Here is a 23809-nt window from a genome sequence, read left to right on the forward strand (position 1 = left end):
GGACGGCGCACGAACCCCTGTGTCCGCAAGACCAACGTCTGCGCTCGCAGCAGACTTCCGGGTGGGAACTGACCGCCGTAGCCACCCGTCAGCGTTTCAGCGGGATGACCGCGAGGTCTTCCCAGCGGAACTGGACAAGGTCTCTGTCGAAGTGGGTGTCCACGAGTCGAACGGCGTCCACCGTGAGGGTCGCGCGCAGGTCGGTCGCGGCGCGCAGTGTGGTCTGGATGATCCCTGAGTCCCCATCGCCTGTGGCGTAGCCGAGGCTGATGTGCGGCCGCCCACCGGAATACTGGACAGCGGCCTTCCCGAACACGGCTCCGGCTGCGGTTTTGGCCAGAGTGACCAGCTCCATGAAATCCTTGTCGGGCACCAGGTCGAGGGCGATGCTGCTGCGACCCGCCAGGGCGGGGCCGCAGGTCACGGTGAAGGCGTCGAGGCCTCCGAGCACCTGCCGCAGCTGCTGCTCGACGTCCGCGCGCTGCTGCTCGGTCACGTCCCGAGTCGGAATGCCATCGACCATCAGGACTGTTGCGTGCAACCACTCATCCGGTTGCCGCGCAACGCAATCGACCTCGTCGAGGACGTCCCGGTACGCGTCGACCACGGGCGCGATCTCGACTGGATCAGGCACGAAGTACACGTGCAACAGCGTCCACTCCACCGGCCACCGCCGCTTGACCTGCTCAACCAAGGAGGTGTCCACCGGCAGATTCTCCCGTCATCTCCGCAGGACTGCGCGGCGCCACCCCCGGGCGGCGGATGCGAGTGTGACCACGCTCGGGACGGCAGTTCCGCGCGCGTGGGCTGGCTGGCGCGGCCGGGGTTTTCGCGTTGTGGACCCTTAGCGCGAAATGGGAGCGCTCTTTTGCGCGCTAAGGCTCCACAACGCGCAATGAGGGGGCGCGCGGGTGAGGGCGACAGGGGTGGTGAGGTGGTCTCACAACGTGCAGGACACGATCTAGCCCGAGGCTGACGGTCGTCTTCACCGAACTCGTGCCAGATCCCCTGCGCGAGCCCGATTCTCCGTGTCAACCGACCCCACGCCTTTCGTCGGGCGAGGCTCGTGTTCGCGAGAACTGGCCGTGAGGAAGGGGCGGCGGCCCACGGGAGCCTCAAGCGGGTTCGGGTGCGTCCCGATCGAGGAGTTGGGTGGCGAGGACGTCGGTGGCCCAGCACTGCCACGTCTCGGGCGTCCAGGCGCGGTCGCGGGTGAGGATGAGGAACAGTTCCGGGCTGAGCAGGGCGTAGAGGATGTCCGCTGCCTGCTCCTCGGCCAGTCCTGCGCGGATGCCGGGCTTGTCAAGCAGTGCCTTGGCCGCCGCGGTGTGCACGGTGTAGCGCGGGTCTTCACGGTCTGGCCACAGGTCGCGTAGTTCGGGGTGGGCGGCGGCCGCGGTGCGGACCATGTCGGAGACGGCGGCAACACGCTCAAGAACGGCGCGGCTGCCTGCCACGAGCGCGGTGAGGCCGCTGCGGGCGTCCGGCGCGGCGACGACGTCCGCGAACCAGGGCCGGTCCAGGGTCGCCATCGGCCGGTCGTCGCCCGCGATGGCCACGTCGACCAGTTCCTTCAGCAGTGTGGGCTTGTTGCGGAAGGTGAAGTAGATGGTCTGGACGGCCACACCCGCCTGGTCGGCGACCTGCTGGAGCGTGGTCGCGCCGTAGCCGTTGGCGAGGAACAGCTCCGTGGCGGCTGCGGTGATCCGGCGCCGCGTTTCCGTGGCCCGGCTCGTTCGGGAGCTCTTGACACCGGTCATTCCTAGAGTCTACTTCTAGAGTCAGCCTCTAGAGTTGAACTCTAGAAAGAACGGTGAGGAGAACCGCCATGACCGCCATCGCCAACCAGCAGCAGGCGCAGGCATGGAACGACTGGGAAGGGCGGCACTGGGCCGACCACCCCGAGCGCTACAACGCGATGATGGAAGCGTTCAACGCGCCGCTGTTCGCCGCAGCGGGCATCGCCGCCGGCCACGCGGTCCTAGACGTGGGTTGCGGCACCGGGCTCACCACCCGCCTGGCTGCTCGCAGAGCTCACCTCGGCCACGTGCTCGGCGTCGACCTGTCCGGCCCCATGCTGGAGCGGGCCCGCCGCGACGCGGCCGCCGAGAACATCACCAACATCGCTTTCGAGCAGGGCGACGCGCAGGTCCACCCGTTCACCGAGGCCGGCTTCGACGTCATCATCAGCCGTGGCGGGGTGATGTTCTTCGCCGACCTGGCGGCCGCGTTCAGCCACCTGCGCCACGCACTGGTGCCCGGCGGACGGCTGGCGTTCCTCGGCCCCCGACCCGACGGGCCCGACAGCGCCTACGCGTGGGCGACCGCGGCGCTCACGCCCTACCTGCGTGAGCCGTCGCCCGCAGCGCGTGGCATGGGTTCCCTGCTGGATCCGGCACGCATCACCGAAGTGCTCACAGCGGCGGGCTTCCGCGATATCCAGATCACCCCGGAGCGTGCCGACATGGGCTTCGGCGCGGACGCCGAAGAGGCGGTCGACTTCATCTTCGCGATGGGGCCCACCCGCCACAACCTGCGGGATGTCGACGCGGCCTCGGTGGCCGAACTGCGCGACCAGGTGCGGACTGCGATCAGCGAGTTCGAGACACCGCAAGGCGTGCGGATTCCCGGCGGGGTGTGGATCGTCACGGCCGCACGGTGAGTCGCATCCTTGGACACCGTCCTGCAGCAGTGCTCGGCACCCGCGGCCGTCATCGCCCCCAGCCAACACGGGCAGGAAAGCGACGGCGGCGTGCGGTCCTGCCAAGGCTGTCGTTCCGCGGGCTGCCGATGTGCCGCATGACGGACGCGCACAGCGTTCCGACGAGGCCCGCGAGAGGTGCCTCCACTGTGGACGGTGTCATGCCGGTCACCGACGTGATGCTGTCCGGCTACATCGAGGACGCTGCTCAGCAACTGGCGATGCCCACTCCCGGTCGGCACGAAGATCGAGTCATAGCCGAAGCCACCGTCCCCGCGCGGCTGCGTAGTCAATGTCCCGTGCAGCGCGAGGCCGGTGTCATTCCCCAGCTCGCTGTCGGCCTCTCTCCGTTGCCGCGATGGGTGGTGGACCACATCGATCCTATGTGGAAAACGGGAATGCGTTGCGCGGCAACGGAAACTGTGTTGCCGAGACGTCACGACACAGGAGGTTTGCGGCATCGACCAGGTGTCACGCGTGACACCGGCGCTCCTCACGCCGTGCCCCGCAGCGCGGGAGCAGGAGGTGTGCCCGTGCGACAGCGGGCGTGACTCCTCACCCGGCACGGGCCATAGTGGAACGCCGGTGTCCGTCACGGTCAGGACGCACCACCGGACCTCCGGAATTGACCGTGGCAGCAGGGAATGCCCGACACTGGACACCGCGCTCTGGCACCAGCGGGGATGCCGAGCCAGCACCACACGGCACGGTAAGGCGACATGATCAACCGCGCTGCGCGGGTCCGAGGCGACAGCGGCCCCGCGCCTGATGACGAACACGACTGCCCGCCGCCAACCGGTTGGTGGCCGACAGCTTTCGGAGCCGTGCGGTGGTGCGCAGCCGAACCTCGCTGTCCGGGCTCGCCCTCGCACTGGCGGTCACCTCGGGCGGCTGGCCAGCTGATCTCCGGGAGGAGCAGGGACCGGAGAGCCCCCATCGCTTCCCCCGCAAATGGGGCCAGGGTGGGGCTTTCCCGTTGTTTGTTTGGCCAATGCCCAGTTCCTCCCCGCGGACCAATCACCGTTGTTCTTCCTCTGAGAAAATCGCGGTGGTCTGCCAGGTCCACCAGGACGGCGAAAAGACCAGGCAAACAGGGGGCTTCATGAGGGTGGTCCAACGGAGACTGCGCCATCGGGTGGTGGCGGCGATTCTCACGACGCTGTGCATGATGGCCGGAACCGAGCTGCTCGGTGTTTCCGCGGCGATGGCTGCCGGACAGCGGCCGGTGTACGCCATCGCGCACCGCGTCAACAACGCGGACGGGGTGCGTGCCGCGATCAAGCACGGCGCGAACGCCATCGAGATCGACGTGTGCGCCTGGTGGAACCCGAACGAGTGGCGCGCGTACCACGACTGCTCCACGGCCGGGGAGAACCGCCGTGGTCCCAGTGTGGACAGCATGTTCGACCTGATCGTGGCCGAGGCCCGAGCAGGACGACGGCTGGCACTGGTCTGGCTGGACATCAAGGACCCCAACTACTGCGGGGAACAGCCCAACCGCACGTGCAGTGTCGCTGGCCTGCGGGACAAGGCGCAGAAGCTGACGGCGGCGGGCATCCAGGTGCTCTACGGCTTCTACGAGTACCACGGCGGCAGCAACCCCGATGTCGGCGGACGCGGCTGGCAGAGCCTCCAGGGCCGACTCGGCAAACTGGAGGGCATCGTCACCACCGGATCACTGGCGAAGGTGCAGGACGCTTACGCCAAACACGGGACGGGGCTGCCGGTCGGCCACCGGGCGATGGATTACGGCGACTCCGACATCCGGAAGGGCTTCGGCAACTGCACTGAACCCACCTACTACACCTGTTCGGAGTTGAAGAAAGCCGCCAAGTACCGCGATTCCGGCTCCCTCGCGGCGACGTTCTCCTGGACGACCGACTACGACGACCCCTGGTACGTCGACAAACTGCTGGGCGAGGCGGGCGTCGACGGCATCATCGCCGGTTGGGCCAAGCACCGGGTGACCGAGTACAACGACGGCTGGGAATGCGCCCAGTCCATTGGCGCCGTCCTCAGTTGGGTGAGCAGGCACAGCACCACCCACCGCATGGCCACCGCCAGCGACCAACTCTTCCGGTAGCTGCAGTGCGCACCCAGGCCCGCCGGAACGGGCCTGGGTGCGCCAGGGCTAGTGACAAATGTACTGGGACTTGGTGGTGCCGGTGCCAACGAAGTAGGTGATCCGTCCACACCGGAACTCTTGCTGGATTTGCTTCCCGTCGGGGCTGAGGCGCTCGGCGGAGGTGGGGCACCCGTATATACCGGTGGGGCCGCCCTGCTCCAGGTAATGTTGTTCGATGGCACCCAGGACTCGGCGCCCGCAGTAGTCGCCGTCAGCAAAGGCGGTGGGCGCCGCGACCATGCCGGAGCTCGCGACCAGGGCGATGCCCAGCGCCACACCGATGAAGGCGCGTCGGAGGAAGTTGTTGGTGCTCATGGCATTCCTTATCTTGTGAGCAAGGTTTGTTCCGGTCAGCCGTAGGATCAAGAAGACCCAGGGGCTTCGGCCACTTCACGTCAACCGCCTGGACGCCGATGACTTCTCCATTGCCGATGTGCTACCCCACATCGATCTCCATGCCGTAGGCAACCAGACGCTGTTGCTGATCTACCGAACCGATACGGCCACACAGGGACGATAAAGCCAGTGGATGAAATTCCACTGAAACGCCACCTCGCCACTCCCTAGCGCCCTCGCCCCCGCACCCCCCGTTTTCGCGTTTTGTAGGCATAGCGCGAAATGAGAGCGCTCTTTCGCGCAATAAGCCTACAAAACGCGAAACACCGACCACGCCAGCCAGGGGCCCACGGGGGTGAGGAGGTGAGGGGGCGAGGGGGGCGAGGGGTATGGGGGTGGGGGTCGGCGCGCCGTCTCGGGGCATCGGGGCGACTTGCAGGACAGGCGCTAGTTCAGCCGGGTCTGCGGGGGTTCCTCCCGGCCAGGACGGGAGCCGGGAGGAACCCTCCGTTGTTTCCAGCGGCTGCTCTGGGCCGACCCAGCCCTCGATGTCCTCGGTGCTGAGAATCTCGACCTTTCGGGCTCTGCTGCCGACGCTGATCGCCATGCCGTTGCACAACGGGATCACCCATGGCCGGGGAACACGCGGCAACGGGCCTGCCACGCGCGCTGGAGGTCTACCGTGGGTTGTCCGCGTGAGAGGTTGAGACGCCTACGCGCGGTCCACGGCACGTTCTGGGGACAACCGGCGACGTCGCCAGCGCTGTGATACCTCGCTCGGCGCGCCTGCGGCGGTACTGCGCGTCGCCGCGGCCGGACTCCAGTTCGGTGGACGCGTTGCCGACTTCCCGGTGGCCGGCCAGGACAGCTTCGGTCCTGTTCGTCATGACGCACTCCGGTGCTCGTGGGCCTGGTTGCCAACCACCCCACGAGCCGAGGCGCACTGTCCGCCCACTGAGGACCACGATGCCCGGGTGGTCGTCTCAGGCCGGTACCTCCGAGGTTTCGCGCTGCCAGATCCGGTGCCTGGCGACCTCGCAAGCGAACGCCTCGGAGAACTCCGGAGGCAGGGCGTCCGCCGCCGCCGACGTGGTCACGACCCCGGCGTCCACGATCACCGTCTCGGTGTCCTCCGCCAGCCGGACGGAGCCGAGCTGAGCCTTGCGGAGCAGCTCGATTCCACTTCCGAAGGCACCGATGGCCTTGAAGTGCTTGAACGCCTCGGCGACGAAGTGGACGGTGTATCCGTCGGCGCTGAGCGTTCGCACGCTCTCCGGTCCAGAAGGAACGATGACCGCGTCGTAGAGGACCGAGGCCACCGTGCTGATCGCCCTGTCCACCTTCAGATCGCTGCCGTCCGCGCACCGCACTGTGCCGTCGGCCGGCGCGAGCAGCTCCGGGATCGCGCCGCGGTCCCGCAGCTCTGCGACCACCCGGCGCACACCCTCGCCATCGACACCCGCCGCCACCAGAATGGCGATCCTCCGGGTCGAGATGGTGTCCGCCGACGCGGCGAGCTGGCTCAGCGCGGGCGAGCTCAGCCCGTGGTTGGGCCGCACTTCCCGCTTGGGCGCTCGAACACCGATGCCGCGGGCGACCACGACCGCCAGCTCGTGATCGACGTGGTTGAGGTGGTCCACGATGGTCGCGCGGATCTCCCGGTGCTCGACCTTGCCCAGCTCGAACCGGAACGCGGCGACGATGTGCTCCTTCTCCGGCTGCGACATGCTGTTCCAGAACAGCGTGGCCTGGCTGTAGAAGTCCTTGAAGCTCTCGCTGCGCTGCCGGACCTTCACGCCCTCCACCTTCTGCTGGTAGTGCGAGAAGACCTCGGGGAACGCGCCGCTGGTCATCGGGCAGCCACCGCCGAGGCTGTTCTTGGTGTAGCTGGTCCGGCCGACGTCGATCTTGTGCTGGTGGAAGCCGTCGCGCTGGTCGGTGTGCACCGGGGCGATCGGCCGGTTCACCGGGATCTGCGCGAAGTTGGGCCCGCCCAGCCGGAGGAGCTGGGTGTCCAGGTAGGAGAAGTTCCTGGCCTGCAGCAGCGGATCGTTGGTGAAGTCGATGCCGGGCACGACGTTCGCGGTGTGGAAGGCGACCTGCTCGGTCTCGGCGAAGAAGTTGTCGGGGTTGCGGTTGAGAACCAGGCGGCCGACCGGGCGGACCGGCACCTGCTCCTCGGGAATGATCTTCGTGGCGTCCAGCAGGTCGAAGTCGAATGCGAACTCGTCGGACTCGGGTACCAGCTGCACGCCCAGTTCCCACTCGGGGAAGTTGCCCGCCTCGATGGTGTCCCAGAGGTCGCGCCGGTTGAAGTCGGGGTCCTTGCCCGCGATCTTCTGCGTCTCGTCCCAGACCAGCGAGTGGACGCCGAGTGCCGGGCGCCAGTGGAACTTCACGAACGTGCCCTGGCCCTGGGCGTTGACCAGGCGGAAGGTGTGCACCCCGAAGCCCTGCATCATCCGGAAGCTGCGCGGCAGCGCCCGGTCGGACATCAGCCACATCATCATGTGCATGGTCTCCGGCTGGAGCGCCACGAAGTCCCACAGCGTGTCGTGCGCCGACGAGGCCTGCGGGATCTCGTTGTGCGGCTCGGGTTTCACCGCGTGCACGAAGTCGGGGAACTTGATGCCGTCCTGGATGAAGAACACCGGGATGTTGTTGCCGACGAGGTCGTAGTTTCCCTGCCGGGTGAAGAACTTGGTGGCAAAGCCGCGCACGTCCCGGACCGTGTCGGCCGAGCCGCGCGAGCCGACCACCGTGGAGAAGCGCACGAAGACGGGCGTGCGCACCGAGGGGTCGGTGAGGAACTCCGCCACGGTGTACTCGGCTAACCAGTCGTCATAGGGCTGGAAGTGACCGTACGCGCCGGCACCGCGCGCGTGCACGACGCGCTCCGGGATGCGCTCGTGGTCGAAATGGGTCAGCTTCTCCCGGAAGTGGAAGTCCTCCAACAGGGTTGGTCCGCGTGCCCCGGCCTTGAGCGAGTCGTCGGTGTTGCCGACGCGCACTCCTTGGTCGGTGGTCAGGTGCGTTCCCCGGGGATCGACGCGCGCGGACTCGAGTTGTCGGTCCTTCGCGTCGTCCTCGGGCTGCCGAGGTGCGGTAGTCATGCAAACCTCCAATGAAGATCGTTCAGTTCCCGACGGATGGCTACCCACGACCGGTGCCGGTAATCTGATTGATCAACTTGGGGCAGGGGCACCTCACACGTTCGGCGTCTTGCGGCATTCCGGGCCGGTACCCGTGGACGGGATCGAGGGCGTCACGGTCGTACTCGACCGCGTACGTCGCACGATGGCCGGAGACGGACAAAGGTGGTCAAGGTCAGTTTGTGAGGACCGACCTGAACACCCTTCCCACATCACACCACGACCATCTCGGCTGTCGCCCAACCCGTGCCCGGCATCCGCTCCGAGGCCCGCTGGCGACGGTTCCCGTCCGGCGCATATCGCTGTCTGCCCCAGCAGTCCGGCTACAACAAGCGGCTGCGCACCGCCGTCCCACTGCTCAAGCACGTCAGACGGCTGCTCGGCGATCAAAGCGCTCCGCCAGACCTATCCCGGGCTCACGCTCTCCGATGCGAACGACCTGATGACCAGCTCCGCGTAGTCACAAGCACGCCAGCAGGGTCAATGCGGCCGGGCAGTGGCGACGCACGCTGCCCCACCTCTGCCGGTCTCCCGCACCGCACCTGCGGGAAACGACTGCGGCCGACGGCTCACCGAGTCCTTGCCCGTCTCGGGATGCGCGTCGAGTGTCAGAGGTGGCTGTCACCATCGATCGCATGGCAGCACCGTCACGCTCTCCGGTCACCACCGCAGACCTCGTGCGGCTGGTCACCACCTGGCTGGACACCCTCGCCTCTGAACACACCCGGCACCGCTACCGCCGCGACCTCGCCGCCCTGGCGACCTGGCTCTACCTCCACCGCCAACGCCACCTCCTCGACGCCCGCGCCACCGACGTCCTGGACTACTGCCACGTCCTCACCGGCCGCCGCCACGACCTCACCGCCCACGAACACCCCCTACGGCGGCACAACACCATCGCCACCACCGCCACCGCGTGGAGCTCCTTCTACACCCACTGCACCGCAATCGGACTGCTCACCGACAACCCGGTGCGGCAGGCACGCGCTCTCGACCCCGTCGCCGCCTACGCCCCGCACCCGCGCCGCACTCCCCCACCGCTGGACGCCGCGGCACTACGGGCACTGATCACCGAAGCCCACCGCGACCCCTGGCTCGGCGGCCCCCTCGGAGCCAGCCTGCTCGGCCTGCTCATCGCCGTCCATTGGCGCGCCGAACGCATCACCAGCTGCACGCTGCGCGACCTCGCCCGCCGCGGCGGCATCCGCGACCGCACCCGCTGGATCCCGCTACCGCCCGAGGTCCACGGCTACCTGACCGCCTGGCTCACCGAACGCCCCACCATCGACGGGCATCGCGTGTTCACCCAGCCCTCCGGGCTTCGCCCGATCACCGCGATCGACCTGCACCGCCTGGTGGCCCGATGCGCGCGCCGCGCCGGGCTCGGCCACAGCGTCACCACCACCCAGCTCGCCCACATCGCCGGAGCCCTCGCCGCGGGCGGTGAACCCGTGGCGCTGCCCACCCTGGAGCAGCTACGGCATCGTGCGCCCGCGCCACAGCAACTCGCGCTGCCCGACGATCCCCGCGACTACGCCCCCGACTGGCAGGACTACGGGCAACAAGCCCTCCTCCCCCTGCCCGGCAGCCTCACGGCGTCGGCCGCGCACACCCCCATGCTGCCGAGCGGACTCGCAACGGACCTGAGGCATCGCGTGCACGAGCACGGAGCGGCACGGATCGACGAGGGACAGCTCTGATGGTTTGCGATACAGGCGTCACAGGCACAGACGCCCTCACCGTCCATAGTGGATGATTCTGAGAGTTGTTGGGGCGCAAGCGAAGCCGCACTCCCGCATGCCACGGCAAGGTCTCGTCAGTGGCGCGTTGTGTTCCCGGCGCTGGGTGAGCAGGTCGGATTTCGGCGGCGAGCCCGGAAGAGCCGGGGCGGAGCCCCCGCCGAGGGCGAAACAACACCCATCCCGATCAGGGCAAGCCTGTAGCAGGGTCATCGCAGACGTGGGGCCAGCGCCTGAGCGATCGCATTCACCGGCCCCCACTCGCCGTCGTTGTACACGGACTCGTCCAACTCGACGGCCGCCAACGGTTCACCCGCAGGTTCGAGCGCGTCACCAGCCGGATAAGCATGCAGCCGCAGCTCGCCGGGGATGACCGGCACGTCCACTTCCCCAAGGTCTGCGAATGTGGCGCGCAGGGCCACGACCTGGGAACGGTATTCGGCACACGGGTCCACCCGGACCTGCCCGACCCGCACCGGCCGGTCGTGCCCATGCTGCAGCAACCTGACCACCTCACTGGTCAGGATCTTGCTCTCCTCCAGTCGCGACCGGATCGGATAGTGCGTGAAGTGCCCGGTCTCCGGGATCTGGAGGGTTCCCGCGCGGCCTGCGCAGATCCAGTCCAGTTCCAGGCGCCAGTCGACCTCGTGATCCCTGACCCGCAGCCGTATCCGGAACTGTTCGGGGTCGCTGGCGCTGACCGTGAAGGGGAAGTCCGGTCCTTGGGCGACCAGGCCCGGTGGATCTCGTTCAAGATCGACTATGAACCGGCGTGGCTCCAAGATGCCACATGCGCGGCCAAGGCCCGCGATAGGTCGTGGTGGCCGGCGCGCGAGCACAACCGGGCGCAGGGCCTTCAGAACCACGGCCCGCGCGCTGCGCCCCTCCACCAGGACTGCCAGGCCCTCAGTCCAACCGCGCCAGCGCCCGCTCAGCCCGTCGCCGTGGGCCGGCCTGTCCTCGGCGAACTGCACCAGATACTCGGTCTCCGACCACTCGACGGTGATGACGACCGGCACGTCGTGGACCTCCAGGGGGTCCCTGGCCACGTGCAGGGTGACGTCACCTTCGATCTTGCCGGCCTGGACGAGCGCGCCAGTGATGTTCTCCGCCGTGTTGCGCACCCGAGCCGCGTCGTCAGCAGGCAACCGATCACCCTCATCCATGAGACAACGCTATCGGCCGCCAGCAGGACGAGCACGCACTTCACGGCGAACTCCGCGGTCACCGGGAACCTGTAGGTGCCGTGGGGGTCGACGTGCTCCATCACCGCCGGGGAGACGTGGGCGAGCAGGTCGCAGTCGAGGTTGCGGGTGAAATGCCGGGTCGCCCAGCCTGAGAGGATGCCCTCGAAGACCTGCTCATCGGGACGCAAGCGGCGTGGCGCCCACAAGGAACAGCTCCGGGCACGTCCCCACCGTCAGCCACCGCCCCTTCCCAGTCGATCTAGCGCACGAACTGTGCACTGGGCGCGCGAAACGACGCGAGCGCGCATCGGGTGGCGCGCTTCACCGCGACAGGACAACTCGTGTCCTGGCCCAGTCATTGTGATCTTTCTAGGGGCACGACCGGTGAGGTCGCGAATCGCCCGTCTCAGGGCTGGCGCTGGGCTTCGGTCTCGACAGCCTGCACCTCGCCGCATGTCCTGGCGAGGCTGACACCACCGCGCTGTGCGACGTCCTCGGCATCAAGCCAGGCCATCTCGAAGCGGTCGGCCAGAGCGAGCGCTGAGCCCTCGATCACTCGCATACGCCGATCCGAACCCGCTTCCCGGGTTCTGATCAGAACGACTGAGCCACTTCGCCCAGTCACCATCCCGCCCGACTCCGGATTCCGTGGAAGAACCCACTAGGCAAAGGCGGAGGGCGCGCGTTCGATCCGCGCGCCCTCCGCCTTGCCGCTCGAAGATGCTGCTCAGACGTCGGTGTACCAGTGCACAGCGATCGTTCCGCGGTTGGCGATCCGGTGCTGGGCCTCAACGCCGACCCAGCCGCGGAACTTGCCCGCGTCGTCGATCACCTGCAGCTGAGGCTTGAGGTGCGAACCGCCCGTGTAGCAGGTGCTGGTGCCCTGCAGCAGGCAGGTGCAGAAGTGCTCGTAGAAGTTCTTCCGCCCGCCCTCGGAAGCCAGGTAGTACCGGATGGCCCTCTGCTCACCGGGCTTGCAGGCCGTGCAGGCCTTCGAGTTGGGGTCGGTGATCTCGACGGCGGCGCTCAGGCAGTTGTCGTTGCACTCCTTCCACTGCGGAAGCGACAGGTTGATCCCGGAGGTGCCGGTGCCAGAGACCAGCTTCCCCGTCTTCGCGTCGTAGGCGTTGTACGCGTAGCGGCCTGGGTAGTACTTCTTCGGGATGTCCTTCAGCTGCACGGCGACGGTGTTGCGGATGTTGCTGCCGTAGCCCTGGCCCACGTTCGCGCCGTAGTTCGAGCCGGTCAGCGAGATCACGCTGATCCCGGTCTCCGGCTTGGTCACAACCCAGTTCTCGGTGGCGCCGTTGTCCCAGGCGACGGCGAGCTTGTCACCGGTGACGGTGTACCGCCCCCTCAGCTCCTTGACCTCGGCCCCGGTCTGGAACCCGCCAGCGGTGTGGATCGCGCAGTTGTCACATCCCGCCGAAGTCGGGCGGATCGTGGCCGCCGGGTACCCCTGGCTCCAGCTCCAGAACCAAAACCCCTGCCGCACGGTGCCGTCCGCGTCGAAGTAGTACATCGCCAGCCGCGAGAACTCCTTGCCCGTGGGCGTGGTTCCCGTCGACGCCACCTGTCCGATGGTGACCGCGTAGCTCTGCTTGCCGCCTGGCTTCTCCACCGCCAGCGCCGTGCCGGGCAGCAGTGCCCCGGCCAGCGTGAGGGTCCCCAGTACAACGAGCCACAACCGCAAGAACGTGCGCTTCAACGCCATCCCTCCCCGTGACGCAGTAATCGATTGCGCCGAACGTAGCACCGTCCGTGGCGTGTGGTGGTCGGGTTGTCCCGAGTGGATGAGGTATCCGGACGAGGGTGGCCTGACCTCTGCGGAACGAGCCGCTCGGGAGCGGGTGCGGTTCCAGGCCGCGCGGATGTTCGGTCAACCGCTGGCACCGGGCTTTGGCCAAGGGCGGCATGGACGCCTTGGCCTCCAAGGGACCTGGCGGCGCGCGGTGCGAGCCGACCGCGGACCAGCTGCGGGTCCTGGAGCAGGAGTTGGCGGCCAGGCCCGCCGCGCACGGCTGGGATGAGGACCAGCGCTGGACGCTGGCCAGGATCGCCCACCAGCAACTGGGCGGACCGATCGTGCTCGTCTGGGACAACCTCAATACCCACCGCGGCGCGGCGATGAGGGAGCTGGTCGCCACCCGACCCTGGCCGAGCTCAACCCGGTCGAAGCGATGTGGTCCCACCTCGAACCAAGCCTGGCCAACAGGGCCGAGCAGACCGTCGACCAACTCGCCGGGCTCGGTCATGGGTCCAGGTGCGGATGGGTAAGCCGTTGGATCCGCCTTGACTGGGTGGGCCGCTGGCGCGTGTCAGCCCAGTGCTTTGCGCAGCAGCGTCGTCAACTGGTCCTGTTCGTCGGGTGAGAGTCGTCCGACCGCCGTGCGGGCGAAGGTGAAGGCTGTTGCGAACCGGTGGTTGACCTCGTCTCCTCGGGGGGTTCGCGCGACGAGTCGTACGCGGCGATCCCGGGGGTTCGGTTCGCGGGTCACGAGGCCGAGCGCTTCGAGACGCACGACGATCTGGGTGATGTTGGAGGCATCGCAGCCGAGCTCCTCGGCCAAGGCGCCCATGCTCCGCCGCTCATCGAGTCGCCCGAGCACACATGCCTGCGCCGGGCTGAGCGACAACTCGGCCGCGGCCGCCTCGTAGGCGCGGTCGTAGACGTCGACCAGGTCGAACAAGACGGCCTCGGCCTCGGAGGAGGTGGTCACGGGTCCGTTCGGCAGCGCCATGGCCCCCAGCCTAGAGGAGTTACTTGATTCGCTCAAATAGTTGTGGTTCGCTAATCCTTGATTGACTCAAGTAACCAAGGAGAGCCGATGGACAGCAGAGTCGAGCGCACAGCCGGCGGCGCGATCGTGGTGCCGCAGATGAACGCGGTCGTCCTTGACCGGTTCGGCGGAGTCGACGAACTCTCGTCGCGCCGCATTCCGCTCCCGGAGGTCGGCGACGACGACGTTCTCATCCGGGTGGAGTTCGCAGGGCTCGGGTCCTGGGACGCGGTCGAGCGGAAGGGCGACTACGACGGCGCTTTCGGCGTCGCGTCGACCTTCCCCTATGTCCTCGGCTGGGACGCGGCGGGCACGGTGGCCGCGGTCGGACGCAACGTCACCCGGTTCGACGTGGGCGAGCGTGTCTACGCTGCGACGATGCCGGTGCCGCGTGGCGGCTTCTACGCCGAGTACGGCGTCGTTGATGCGGAGTTCGTGGCCCGCGTGCCCGACCGGATGCCGACCGAACAGGCCGGCGCGATGGCTTGGGATGCCCTGACCGCACTGAGCGGCCTCGATCTGATCGGCTTGCGGCCGGACGAGACGCTCATGGTCTTCGGGGCCAGCGGGGGTATCGGGCACCTCGCCGTGCAGCTGGCGCGGCACAGGGGCATCCGGGTGTTGGCCGTCGCCTCTGGTGACGACGGTGTCGCCCTGGCCAAGCGGCTGGGTGCCGACGAGGCCATCGACGGTCGCAAAGACGATGTGCTGGCTGCGGCATTCGAGTTCGCACCAGGCGGGCTCGACGCGGCTCTGGTCACCGCGGGAGGCGAGACTGCCGACCGGTCTCTTCGCGCGGTCAAGAACTCGGGACGGATCGCCTGGCCGAACGGTGTCCTGCCTGCGCCTGCGACGTCGCCGGGCGCGACGGTGTCCTACTACGACGGGGATCGAAGCCGCACCGCCACCGATCGGCTGAACGCGATCATCGAGGCGAGCTCCTTCGAGGTCCACGTCGCCCGGACCTTCCCGTTGGAGCGAGTCGCGGACGCGCATCGCGCCCTCAACGATCACTATGTCGGGAAGATGGCCCTCAAGGTCGGATAGGACGCAACGAACGGCCCGAGGCTCGGCATCAACGCCGCTCAGCCTTCCTGACGCGCTGGTAGCGGCCGAGGGGCCGGCGTTGGGGCCCTGCTGCGCCGCGCCCGGCAACGCAGCCGAACCCCCCGCCGACCTCCTCGACCTCACCGAAAGGGTTGCCCGACCCTGCCAGCGCAGCAGGTACGACGCCAGCGAGACCACGGCCCGGGTACCGGATGTCCGCCCGGCCAGCATCTGGTTGATCTGCTCGGCCAAGCCCGGACTGGCGAGGCGCACGGCCTCGCGGACGATCTCTCGCTGCCACGCTCGTTCCAGCCAGGCACGCGCGGCCACCATGCTGTCGTCTGCCGGGAGGCTCAGCGCTGCAGGCCGACTTGATGGGCACACCGAGCGCGCCGGGCCGTGCCCTCTCCCCCTGGCACGCCACCCACTCGGCCGCTGACGCACGAGTTCGGCAAACTGGCCACCTCCGCCAGGGAGTGCGACCACCGGTCGCGGCGATCTTTCCCCTGGCGGAGGTGCGTGCTGCGCAACGCCAGTTCTTGGAACGGCGGCATGCGAGCAGCGCGGTCCTGTCCGGTCAGCCGGTCAGCACCGCGCTGCTCGCGACGGCCACGGTGTTGCCCTGGAACAGGTCGTTGGGCGGGCCCCAGGCCAGTCGCAGCCTTCCGCCGAGCACCGTCACGCTGGGCGCGTGGTTGGTCTTGACCGTGCGGGCAACGCTGTACTGCGGCGACCACTCAGCGCCGTCAGTGGTGAAGGCGCCGTACATTGTCGGATCGCCCCAGGCTCCGCGCCACACCGCGTACAGCTTGCCGCCGTGGGAGGCCAGCGCCGGACCGCCGTCGATTCCGGCATCCAGCCCGCCGACCCTGGCCGGCGCCGCGACCCAGTTCACACCGTCCACAGAGGACGCCATGTAGGCGCGAGGGTGCTGGTCGTGACCGCGCCAGGCGGCGTAGAGCTTTCCGTTGTGCACGGTCATGCCCGGTCGCTGGTTGGTCATGTTCCCGGACAGGATGAGCTCGGCCGGGCCCCAGGTGACCGCGTCGGTGGTGCTGGTCAGGTACAGCTGCTGGTCGGTGCCCCGGTACAGGCCCAGCAGCTTGCCGTTGAACACCGCCAGCGTGGGCGAGTCCAGGTTGTGCAGCTGTCGCCGGGGCGCGGGAACCGAGGTGACGGACCAGCTCTTGCCGTCCTCGCTGACCGCGGTGTTCTGGGTCGGCCAGGAGGCGCCGGGCCGGAAGTCCTTCCACACCACCACCAGCTTGCCGTTGAACTCCGCCGCGGTGGGCGCGAACGGGGCCTTGGAGACCACGTCGGCGATCTTCACCTTGGCCGGGAAACCCCGGCTGTTGGCCAGCGCCCCGTAGAGGTGGCCGTCCGTGCCCCGCCAGGAGACGAACTGGTTGCCCTTGAACGTGGTGGTAGCCACCCCGGACTCGAAGGCGGCCTCGTGGTCCACCGCCTCCGGCTCGGTCCAGATCCCGGCCGCGGGCGCTGGCGGCGCCGGGGCCTCGATCGCCGGGCCGAAGTCGTAGTTCGCGTGCACCGAGCGCAGGGTCAGCCACAGGGTGCGCAGCTGGGTCTGCAGGCCGGGCAGGGTCTGGTCCGCGCCCTCCCAGCGCTGTTTGAACTGCTCGGTGAGCCGGTCGGTGAGCCGCTCCTGCCGCGAGCGCATGTTGTCCCGCAGGCAGGCGCCGACCGCGTCCTTGCCCTCGGCCGTGGCGGTTCCGACGCAGTTGACCTGGCGGTCCGAGCGGGTCACGTCCCACGGGGGATTGTTGTTGTGCACGTTGGCCGCGGCCATCTCGTACTCCGCGACGAGGTAGCCGTTGTCGCTGGCGTTCACGCCGTAGAGCGGTTTGGGCCCGAACAGCGCCGAACGCAGGTACTCGTCGGTGTTGAGCGCCCGCGGGAAACCCGCCTCGGTGTAGGCGCGCAGCAGCCGCGCGGACAAGTTCAGCTCACGGCCTTCCGCGCTGTCCTTGACGAAGGTGGCGGCCCGCTTGTAGAAGTCGATCCGCTTCTCCTTGAGCACCTCCTCGGCCAGTTTGGTGAAGCGCGGGGTCAGGAAGTCGATGCCGTCTTCGAGCTTGGCGTCCCGGTCGAAGATCGGCTTGAGCTTGGAGTCCCACTGCGCCTTGATGAACATCGGCACGTCGGCGCTCGAACCGGGGGCCCAGCGGTGCACCACCGCCGAAGTGCGTTTGCTGGACCACCGGGTGCCGTCCGGGAAGACGAACTCGTCCCGCATCTCGATGATCAGGTCGTAGGTGTTCGGTTGCCCGGCGACCGGGCGGTGGGTGAAGGACCAGCACGGCTTGTACTGGAACTTGTCGCCGCGGAAGTAGCGGTAGAACTGCGTGGGCGCGGTCATGTGCTGGCCGTCGTGCGCTCTGGACCGGGAGAGGGTGAAGTTGCGGGCCGGGTCACTGCTGGGCGTGCAGGGCTCGAACACCGAGGGCGCGTACAGGCTCGGGGTGCCGGGCGGTGCGCCCTGTTCCGGTCCGCGGAACAGCGACAGGGTCTTGCCCTCGCTCACCTCGCCCTCCCGCTTGGCCACCTCGGCGATCAGCTGGTCGGCCTTGGCGCCGTGGTTGGCCAGCAGAGTCTGGAAGATCTTGTTCGTGGCGCCGTTGGGACCGGGCTGGCTGAAGGACAGCAGCTGGTCCCGGATGTCACGCCCTTCCTTGAGCACCGCCTTGCCGCGCTCCTTGGTCTCGGTTCCGTTGACCCACTGCGGGTTCTGCTTGAGCAGCAGCCCGTAGGAACTCGCGCCGATGCCCCACACCGCGGCGTTGCCGCCGTGGCCGGTGGTGGTCAGGTCGGCGCCGAGCGCCGCGTTGGCGTAGTAGGCCAGGAACGCGGCTGACCCGCCGTCGCCGTGCAGGTTGAGGTTGGTCAGCACGGTCGCGGTGTCGGTGCGGTGGTTGGCCTCCGGCACCACGAACAGCTCGTTGGTCGGCGCCTGCACCGCGGTGACCCAGAAGTCGCTCTCGGCGTTGATGAAGTCGCTTTCGGGCATGTCCCGCCCGGCGTGCTTGCGCTTGTAGTCCAGGAAGCGGTCGATCTTGCCCCACTTGTCCAGCTTGTACAGTCCGGCGACCGCCTTCAGCAGGGTGCTGCCCACGACCTGGAGTTCGGTGCTGAGCGAGGTGAGCGCGGCCAAGATCTGTTTCTGGTTCTCCCGGACCCAGACAACCCCGTTCTCCAGCTTCCGGAACTCCTCAAGCATCCGGTTGTACATGTTGTCCAGCTTGGCGTCGACCTTGTCGAAGCGGTCGTTCATGTTCTGCTGGACCTGTTCCAGCTGTTTGCGCAGCTCCTTGATCTGGTCCAGGATCAGCTGCTCAACGGTGGGGCCGCCCGCGGTGAACACCGAGACCAGCGTGCTGACCACACTGATCAGGTTGCCGGTGAAGGCCGCGGTGGCCAGTGAGAAGGCCGAGTTGACCAGTGTCAGCGCGGTGTACGCCTTGTTCACCGCGTAGGCCACCTTGACCGCGCCCTCGGCGAACTTGCTGATCCGCTTCGAGAAGTCCTTGTCGATCAGGCCGACCACGAAGGCCAGCCCGTCCAGGCCGCCCTTGACCGTGTCGATGTAGCCCTTGCGCTTCTCCTCCTCCGCCTTGGCCGCGGTCTTCTGCGCCTCGGTGGGCTCGGTGGGCTTGGCGTCCGGCGGGTTCCGCTTGGCGGCGTTCGACAGGTGGTCCAGCTTCTCCTTGCGCTCGTTGTACAGCCTGGTGGTGAGGTCCTTGAAAACGTCCGTCGACGCTTCCCGCAGCTGCACCTCGCCGAGCTTGGCCGCGTTCTGCAGCTTGCTCACATCCAGCACCGTGCGCAGCTGCTCGCCTTGACCCAGCTCGGTGGCGCCGGCACCGGAGTTGACCCTGGCCCGGTCACCGATCTCCGCATTCCACGCGCCGCGGAAGGAGGCATCGGCCCGCGCGGTCTGCGCCACCCCGGTCCACACCTCGGCCTGGTTGTCGGCGAAACCCGCCTCCCAGGCGAACTCCCGCTGCGCCCCGGACACCCGATCCTCGGGCTTGGTGGACACCGGCACCGTGTCCAGCCCCAGCAGCGTGTTGTTCAGCTTGCCCATCCGCGCGCCGTCGATGGTCGCGCCGGGCGCGCCGCGGACCGCGGCCAGCGCGGCGCTCACCGTCTCCACCGGCTCCCGGCTCCACGCCTGGCTGGGCACGGCGACATCGATGTGCTTGCGCACCGCAGCCAGGTGCGCGGTCACCGTGGCCGCGTCCGCCTGCGCGTTCTTCGCCCGCCAGTCCAGCAGCTCGGCGCTGGCTACCAGGTTCTTGGCCAGGTCGTCATCCCGGTTGACCATGCGCATGGTGGCGCCGAACAGCGCGTTGGCCAGTCCGGCCTCGTCGACGGGCACCGCGGCATGCGCGGTCGGGACGGAAATCGTGCCCGCGAGCAGCACACCACTCATCACCGTCACGGTGAGCCTTCGGCGTAATGGCGTTCTCATGGTTCCCCCTCAACGTCTACCCGCCTGGGCTTGGTCTACCAGCGAGCCCGCAGGCCGCCCAGACAACGGGGAGAGCGCTGCCTCAAGAGGCGACCACCAGGTCAGAGGCACCGGGCCACGTAACGGCGATCCTGGTCGTACACCTGTTGTTGGCTGCCGCTTCCCCGCCGTCACCGTTGTGGTCGAGGAGTTTTGCGCTCAGCAACTGGCCCACCTCGCACCAGGGTGTTTCCGTCAGCTAAGTCGAACGGGGCGCGCTGGCCACCGACCTGTTCGTCAAGTCAGCGGACACCCTGGGGCGGGACGGCTTCGCCAGTACCCCGGACGAGCAGGCCCGCGACGCCGAGGCGCTGGCCAACCTCATCGAGACGGCGCGGCAGAAACAGCCCCTCGGTCGACCGGGCTGCGGTCACGATCGCCACCGCCCTGACCGCGCGTCGGCTACGACCTCGTCGTGGACCAGGACCTCTTCAAGGACGACAGTCCAGACGACGACATGCCCTTCTCGCGGAAACCCGATCTCGACAGCAGCGACGGCAACGCGCTGATGATCAGTCACACATCGGGTGGGCCTTCGTGGGCTGGGCGGACGTGAGGGTGCGGTCACGGCCGGGACAGAACTGTCTCCAACAGCGAGCGGGAACGCGGTGGCCGGGCACATCTGGCACCATCGCGGCAAACCGTTTGCAGACTTGCTAAGTTCAGTAACTGCTACAGCATGTGACCGGGTGTCTCGTCTTCGCCGCTGCGTCCGGGCAGGGAAGGATTGGCGAGTGTGACGACGAGCGATAGGCCGGGCGCAGGCCACCCGATGCGGGCGCGTGGGGAGGGGTGCTGGTGAGCAAGCCCCTCTATCAGCACAAGGCCGAGTTCTTCAAGACCTTAGGCCATCCGGCGCGGATCCGGGCGCTGGAGCTGCTGAGCCAGCGGGACCACTCGGTCGCGGAAATGCTGCCAGAGGTGGGGATCGAGGCGACGAACCTGTCGCAGCAGCTGGCGGTGCTGCGCCGCGCGGGGTTGGTGGCCACGCGCAGGGAGGGCTCGACCGTGGTCTACTCGTTGACCAGCCCGTGCGTGGCGGAGTTGCTCGCGGTCGCCCGGCAGATCCTGACCGGTGTCCTGTCCGGGCAGATCGAACTGCTGGAGGACCTCCAGGCGCCGGTGTCCTCGACGGCGGCGAACTCGGGCCCAAGCGCGCCTGGCTCCACCTCGCCGAGTGAATAGGCCGCGCATCCCCCGCTGATCCCTGGCCTGTCGCCCGATGGGGGATGCACATCCCCGTCTCGCCGCGGCACGCGGACGCGCTGGTGGTGACCGGGTCGGTGACGCGGATGGGGTGGCCGGTGCCGTGCGGGACATCGTGCCGGTGGTTGTGGAGAACGCCGGGTGCCTGCCGCGGCCGGAGGCGATCGTCGAGAGTGTGCGGAAGCTGGCTGGTCGATGAGCCTCACGGCATGGGGTTTCGCCGCCGCCGTGGTGGCGGGAGCGTTGAGCGTCGTTGCCGCCTTGGGCACGCTCGCCCGGACGCGGCCGATGGTGGGCGCGGGGACGGCGCTGACCGGGCTGGCCGGTGCCGTCGCCGGGGTGGCCGCGATCGCGGGTGAGTCGTTTTCGATTGCGCCGCAGGGGTTTTGCCGCTGTCCGGGGTGTCGATCGCGTTGGACGCGCTGGGCGGGGTGTTCGTCGCGGTGACCGGGGCGTCGCTGTGTCCGCCGGCGCATATAGCAACGACGTCGGGTACGGCATCCTCAACGCTCCGCCCAGCGCGCCCGGAAAGACCTGCTGCGCCTCAACGACCACGTCGTCAGGCAACGGCTGCTCCGCAGCACCCTCCATCCCGGTGGTGTGGCCATCACAGCCCTGCCCACCCCGGACCGCCTCGCCGAGATCGTCGACGGGCGGCTGGGGGGCCGATGGCACGACCACTGGACGGCACGGGGCCTCCCGGCCGGTCAGGGGTGGGCATCGTCGAAGAGGACGGGGCACGACCACACACCGCGTCGAACTCGCCCCCGAGGGCACGCTGTCCCGGTGAAGATCGTGGACCCAAGCTTCTTCACCTGGCCCGCGCTCCCGGTCGCGCTGGCCGACACGATCGGCCTGGACTTCCCGTTGACCGACAAGAGCTTCGACCTCTCCCACGCGGGCAACGACCCGTTGCTAGCACGGCTGGCCCCCTAGCACCCTGTGCCTCTTCTCGCACCATCCGACACTTGCAAAATTCTTTAATTGCGAAGATGATGGATTCATCAAGGCTCTGGGTGGCGTTGTCCGCACCCCGGCGAAGTGGGGACGATGAGCGAGTTCGGAACGACTCTGCGCAGCCAGATCGAGCAGCGCTTGGCGGCGCTGGTCGTGGCCCTGGACGCTGGCCACGACCACGAGGTGCATCTGCACGGCGCCCGCATCCGCGATCTGCTTGAGACGGCGGCACGACACGGCGTCGACACCGACGGCTGGGTGGATCCGGCCGTACTGGACTCCGCGGCCCTCACGAACTGACCGGGGAGCCTGCTCGTGTCCGTGCCTGATCGACCCGCGAACATCGCGTGGCGGTCCCTCACCGCCAACCAGACCGTGGTGTTCAGCAGCGAGGGCTACATGGCCGCGTACACCGTTGGTCGAACGGCGCTGATGGTCGCACTGGAGACAAAGGACTGAACATCGGACGTCTCCTCCATGAGGCCCAGCCCGTGATCCAGCGGGTCGGCGCGATCCCGACCTCCTATCACGCTTTCCACTGGACGACTCCCAGGAGCTCTTGGTGAATATCGGGCGCGCGCGAGAACGTAACCCCGAAAAGCACGTGTCGAGCCTCGATCGTTGCTCGTCGTCGCTGACATGGTCAGCACGAAAATGCACTCGCACACGATTGAGGCACGGGACGATCAGCCGCTTTGTCTCGATCACCAGCTGATACTAGGGAGTGGTACTTGATGAACATCGATACGGCACTGAAAGAAGCCATGGCCATCGCCGGTGCGGTCGGTGTCGCATTGGTCGACTATGAAAGCGGAATGTCGCTCGGCGCAAGCGGCGGAGGCGACTGGCTTAATATGGAAATAGCGGCGGCAGGCAACACCGAAATTGTTCGATCGAAACTTCGAGTGATGTCCACGCTTGCACTCAATGACGGCATCGAAGATATTCTGATCACATTGCACCGCCAGTACCACCTGATCCGGTTAATGAACTCCGTGAAGCACAGCAGCTCACTGTTCCTGTACCTGGTCCTGGAAAGAGACCTGTCGAACCTCGCATTGGCCAGGCATCAACTCAAGCGCATCGAAGCCGACCTACTGGTATAAGTGACGCTGCGGAACCACCCGATTTCAGGTGTGCGTCGACGAAGCACGAAGTGCTGCGCATTGTCGATGAAGCTCGCGGCTTATATGGCGAACCAGCGCGACCGGGTCCCACCCAGCGGTTTTCACGGTCGGTGCGGTAGAACATCTCACCGTCGGCCAGCCGACAGCCGGTTCACAGCCGACTGAGCGCTGTGTGGCAGGGATGCGGCATACTCCGCATCCCTGCCACTTACCGGACACGGCCTGACCGCGAACACCGACACGTTCGTGCCGAAGGCGGTCCGCCCGGGGGCTGACCGCCCCGCGCGCTCATTGCTGATTGGCTTCCCCGCAAGGGCTTTACGTGCACCGGTTTGGCGCAGATAGATATCGACGCCGGGAGCAAGTCTGTGCGACAGACCTCCGATCAGCCGTAGATGTCACGCAGCGGCGGTTTCCGGCCGATCGACGGGGTTGGGAAACGCCATCGCCTCGTGGTAGAGCTGTCTGATTTGCTGGCAGCAATAGAGCAGCTGGTTGAACACGTGGCGCAGCGCGGCGGCGTGCCGGTCGCCGCGGTCTCGTTGGCGTTAGAAGTGCGCCGCACCGCCAAGCGGTCGTTCTTCACCCGCCGGAACGCTACCGACTCGCTGTTGCCGGATTCCTTGGTCACTGGCGAGGCCCCGGCAAACGTTTTGAGCGCGCGAGCATCGGCGAAACGCGCTCGGTCGTCACCGATCTCGGCGAACACCCGCGCGCCAACTCCCCCAGGCCGGAGAACTTGTGATCACCGCGTGGTCGGGGTGCTGCCGGAGCGCCGCGGCCGCAGCCTCGCCCAGCAGGTGCGCCGCAGCACCGGGGTTCTCCCAGGGATCTGTCACGTCGGTTCGACGGGCAGCCACAGCTCGCAGGTCGCGGTGCTGAAGTCGTCCGCGCGGTCGAGGACCGTGACGATCGAGGGCCCTG

At 67.8% G+C, this 23809-nt stretch carries 20 protein-coding genes and 3 pseudogenes; 11 read left to right on the top strand and 12 right to left on the bottom strand.

What is annotated here, in order from left to right; all coding sequences use genetic code 11:
- Nucleotides 1-88 precede the first annotated feature (88 nt).
- Nucleotides 89-664, bottom strand: coding sequence for a 2'-5' RNA ligase family protein (locus ACFFQA_RS28230; protein WP_377858722.1), 576 nt, complete (start codon nt 662-664; stop codon nt 89-91).
- A 451-nt stretch (nt 665-1115) separates the two neighbouring features.
- On the bottom strand, nt 1116-1760 hold the full coding sequence (locus ACFFQA_RS28235; protein ID WP_377858725.1) for a TetR/AcrR family transcriptional regulator: 645 nt from the start codon (nt 1758-1760) through the stop codon (nt 1116-1118).
- A gap of 68 nt (nt 1761-1828) precedes the next feature.
- Here ACFFQA_RS28235 and ACFFQA_RS28240 point away from each other — a divergent pair, with 68 nt between their 5' ends.
- Nucleotides 1829-2662: a class I SAM-dependent methyltransferase gene (locus ACFFQA_RS28240; protein WP_377858728.1), complete on the top strand. Its 834-nt coding sequence runs from the start codon at nt 1829-1831 to the stop codon at nt 2660-2662.
- Nucleotides 2663-2940: 278 nt separating this feature from the next.
- On the opposite strand, the pseudogene ACFFQA_RS28245 reads toward ACFFQA_RS28240, so the two are convergent.
- Nucleotides 2941-3162, bottom strand: a pseudogene (locus ACFFQA_RS28245) (hypothetical protein); the annotation flags it as partial.
- 677 nt (nt 3163-3839) lie between these two features.
- Between ACFFQA_RS28245 and ACFFQA_RS28250 the strand changes: the two are divergent.
- Entirely contained in the window at nt 3840-4784 is a 945-nt protein-coding gene (locus ACFFQA_RS28250; protein WP_377858731.1) for a PI-PLC domain-containing protein, read from the top strand.
- A 48-nt stretch (nt 4785-4832) separates the two neighbouring features.
- On the opposite strand, the gene ACFFQA_RS28255 is transcribed toward ACFFQA_RS28250, so the two are convergent.
- Together ACFFQA_RS28255 and ACFFQA_RS28260 are read right to left on the bottom strand one after the other, a co-directional pair.
- On the bottom strand, nt 4833-5141 hold the full coding sequence (locus ACFFQA_RS28255; protein WP_377858734.1) for an LGFP repeat-containing protein: 309 nt from the start codon (nt 5139-5141) through the stop codon (nt 4833-4835).
- Nucleotides 5142-6145: 1004 nt separating this feature from the next.
- Nucleotides 6146-8275, bottom strand: a complete 2130-nt coding sequence (locus ACFFQA_RS28260; RefSeq protein ID WP_377858737.1) for a catalase — start codon at nt 8273-8275, stop codon at nt 6146-6148.
- Between the two features lie 270 nt (nt 8276-8545).
- On the opposite strand from ACFFQA_RS28260, the pseudogene ACFFQA_RS38060 reads away from it, so the two are divergent.
- Together ACFFQA_RS38060 and ACFFQA_RS28265 are read left to right on the top strand one after the other, a co-directional pair.
- A pseudogene (locus ACFFQA_RS38060) lies at nt 8546-8695 on the top strand (IS982 family transposase); the annotation flags it as partial.
- 254 nt (nt 8696-8949) lie between these two features.
- Complete coding sequence (locus ACFFQA_RS28265) at nt 8950-10014, top strand: tyrosine-type recombinase/integrase (RefSeq protein WP_377858741.1); 1065 nt, start codon at nt 8950-8952, stop codon at nt 10012-10014.
- A 248-nt stretch (nt 10015-10262) separates the two neighbouring features.
- Here ACFFQA_RS28265 and ACFFQA_RS28270 read toward each other — a convergent pair whose 3' ends face one another.
- The 3 genes from ACFFQA_RS28270 to ACFFQA_RS28280 all read right to left on the bottom strand — a co-directional run bounded on the left by ACFFQA_RS28270 (nt 10263) and on the right by ACFFQA_RS28280 (nt 12948).
- A complete protein-coding gene (locus ACFFQA_RS28270; RefSeq protein ID WP_377858744.1) occupies nt 10263-11201 on the bottom strand; it encodes a hypothetical protein in 939 nt (312 codons plus the stop codon).
- Between the two features lie 445 nt (nt 11202-11646).
- The gene (locus ACFFQA_RS28275; protein ID WP_377858747.1) at nt 11647-11802 is read right to left on the bottom strand and encodes a hypothetical protein; all 156 of its coding nucleotides are present in this window, start codon (nt 11800-11802) and stop codon (nt 11647-11649) included.
- Between the two features lie 165 nt (nt 11803-11967).
- Nucleotides 11968-12948: a hypothetical protein gene (locus tag ACFFQA_RS28280; RefSeq protein ID WP_377858750.1), complete on the bottom strand. Its 981-nt coding sequence runs from the start codon at nt 12946-12948 to the stop codon at nt 11968-11970.
- A gap of 206 nt (nt 12949-13154) precedes the next feature.
- On the opposite strand from ACFFQA_RS28280, the gene ACFFQA_RS28285 reads away from it, so the two are divergent.
- Nucleotides 13155-13517: a hypothetical protein gene (locus ACFFQA_RS28285; RefSeq protein ID WP_377858752.1), complete on the top strand. Its 363-nt coding sequence runs from the start codon at nt 13155-13157 to the stop codon at nt 13515-13517.
- 41 nt (nt 13518-13558) lie between these two features.
- Here ACFFQA_RS28285 and ACFFQA_RS28290 read toward each other — a convergent pair whose 3' ends face one another.
- Nucleotides 13559-13981 carry a MarR family winged helix-turn-helix transcriptional regulator gene (locus ACFFQA_RS28290; RefSeq protein ID WP_377858755.1) on the bottom strand — a complete coding sequence of 141 codons (423 nt, stop codon included), beginning with the start codon at nt 13979-13981 and terminating at the stop codon, nt 13559-13561.
- 87 nt (nt 13982-14068) lie between these two features.
- Between ACFFQA_RS28290 and ACFFQA_RS28295 the strand changes: the two genes are divergently transcribed.
- Complete coding sequence (locus ACFFQA_RS28295) at nt 14069-15067, top strand: quinone oxidoreductase family protein (RefSeq protein ID WP_377858757.1); 999 nt, start codon at nt 14069-14071, stop codon at nt 15065-15067.
- Between the two features lie 162 nt (nt 15068-15229).
- On the opposite strand, the pseudogene ACFFQA_RS28300 reads toward ACFFQA_RS28295, so the two are convergent.
- Together ACFFQA_RS28300 and ACFFQA_RS28305 are read right to left on the bottom strand one after the other, a co-directional pair.
- Nucleotides 15230-15400, bottom strand: a pseudogene (locus ACFFQA_RS28300) (lantibiotic dehydratase); the annotation flags it as partial.
- Nucleotides 15401-15644: 244 nt separating this feature from the next.
- Nucleotides 15645-19517: a sialidase family protein gene (locus ACFFQA_RS28305; RefSeq protein ID WP_377858760.1), complete on the bottom strand. Its 3873-nt coding sequence runs from the start codon at nt 19515-19517 to the stop codon at nt 15645-15647.
- 876 nt (nt 19518-20393) lie between these two features.
- Here ACFFQA_RS28305 and ACFFQA_RS28310 point away from each other — a divergent pair.
- From ACFFQA_RS28310 to ACFFQA_RS28330, 5 genes are all read left to right on the top strand, one after another.
- Entirely contained in the window at nt 20394-20780 is a 387-nt protein-coding gene (locus tag ACFFQA_RS28310; RefSeq protein ID WP_377858763.1) for an ArsR/SmtB family transcription factor, read from the top strand.
- Between the two features lie 807 nt (nt 20781-21587).
- On the top strand, nt 21588-21737 hold the full coding sequence (locus tag ACFFQA_RS28315) for a hypothetical protein (protein WP_377858765.1): 150 nt from the start codon (nt 21588-21590) through the stop codon (nt 21735-21737).
- Nucleotides 21738-21851: 114 nt separating this feature from the next.
- The gene (locus ACFFQA_RS28320; RefSeq protein WP_377858768.1) at nt 21852-22058 is read left to right on the top strand and encodes a hypothetical protein; all 207 of its coding nucleotides are present in this window, start codon (nt 21852-21854) and stop codon (nt 22056-22058) included.
- A 15-nt stretch (nt 22059-22073) separates the two neighbouring features.
- Entirely contained in the window at nt 22074-22217 is a 144-nt protein-coding gene (locus ACFFQA_RS28325; protein ID WP_377858771.1) for a hypothetical protein, read from the top strand.
- 275 nt (nt 22218-22492) lie between these two features.
- Nucleotides 22493-22864: a hypothetical protein gene (locus tag ACFFQA_RS28330; RefSeq protein ID WP_377858774.1), complete on the top strand. Its 372-nt coding sequence runs from the start codon at nt 22493-22495 to the stop codon at nt 22862-22864.
- 406 nt (nt 22865-23270) lie between these two features.
- On the opposite strand, the gene ACFFQA_RS28335 is transcribed toward ACFFQA_RS28330, so the two are convergent.
- On the bottom strand, nt 23271-23594 hold the full coding sequence (locus ACFFQA_RS28335) for a transposase (RefSeq protein WP_377858777.1): 324 nt from the start codon (nt 23592-23594) through the stop codon (nt 23271-23273).
- Nucleotides 23595-23809: the final 215 nt, after the last annotated feature.

This window comes from Allokutzneria oryzae, assembly GCF_042429765.1.
Classification (GTDB): domain Bacteria; phylum Actinomycetota; class Actinomycetes; order Mycobacteriales; family Pseudonocardiaceae; genus Allokutzneria; species Allokutzneria oryzae.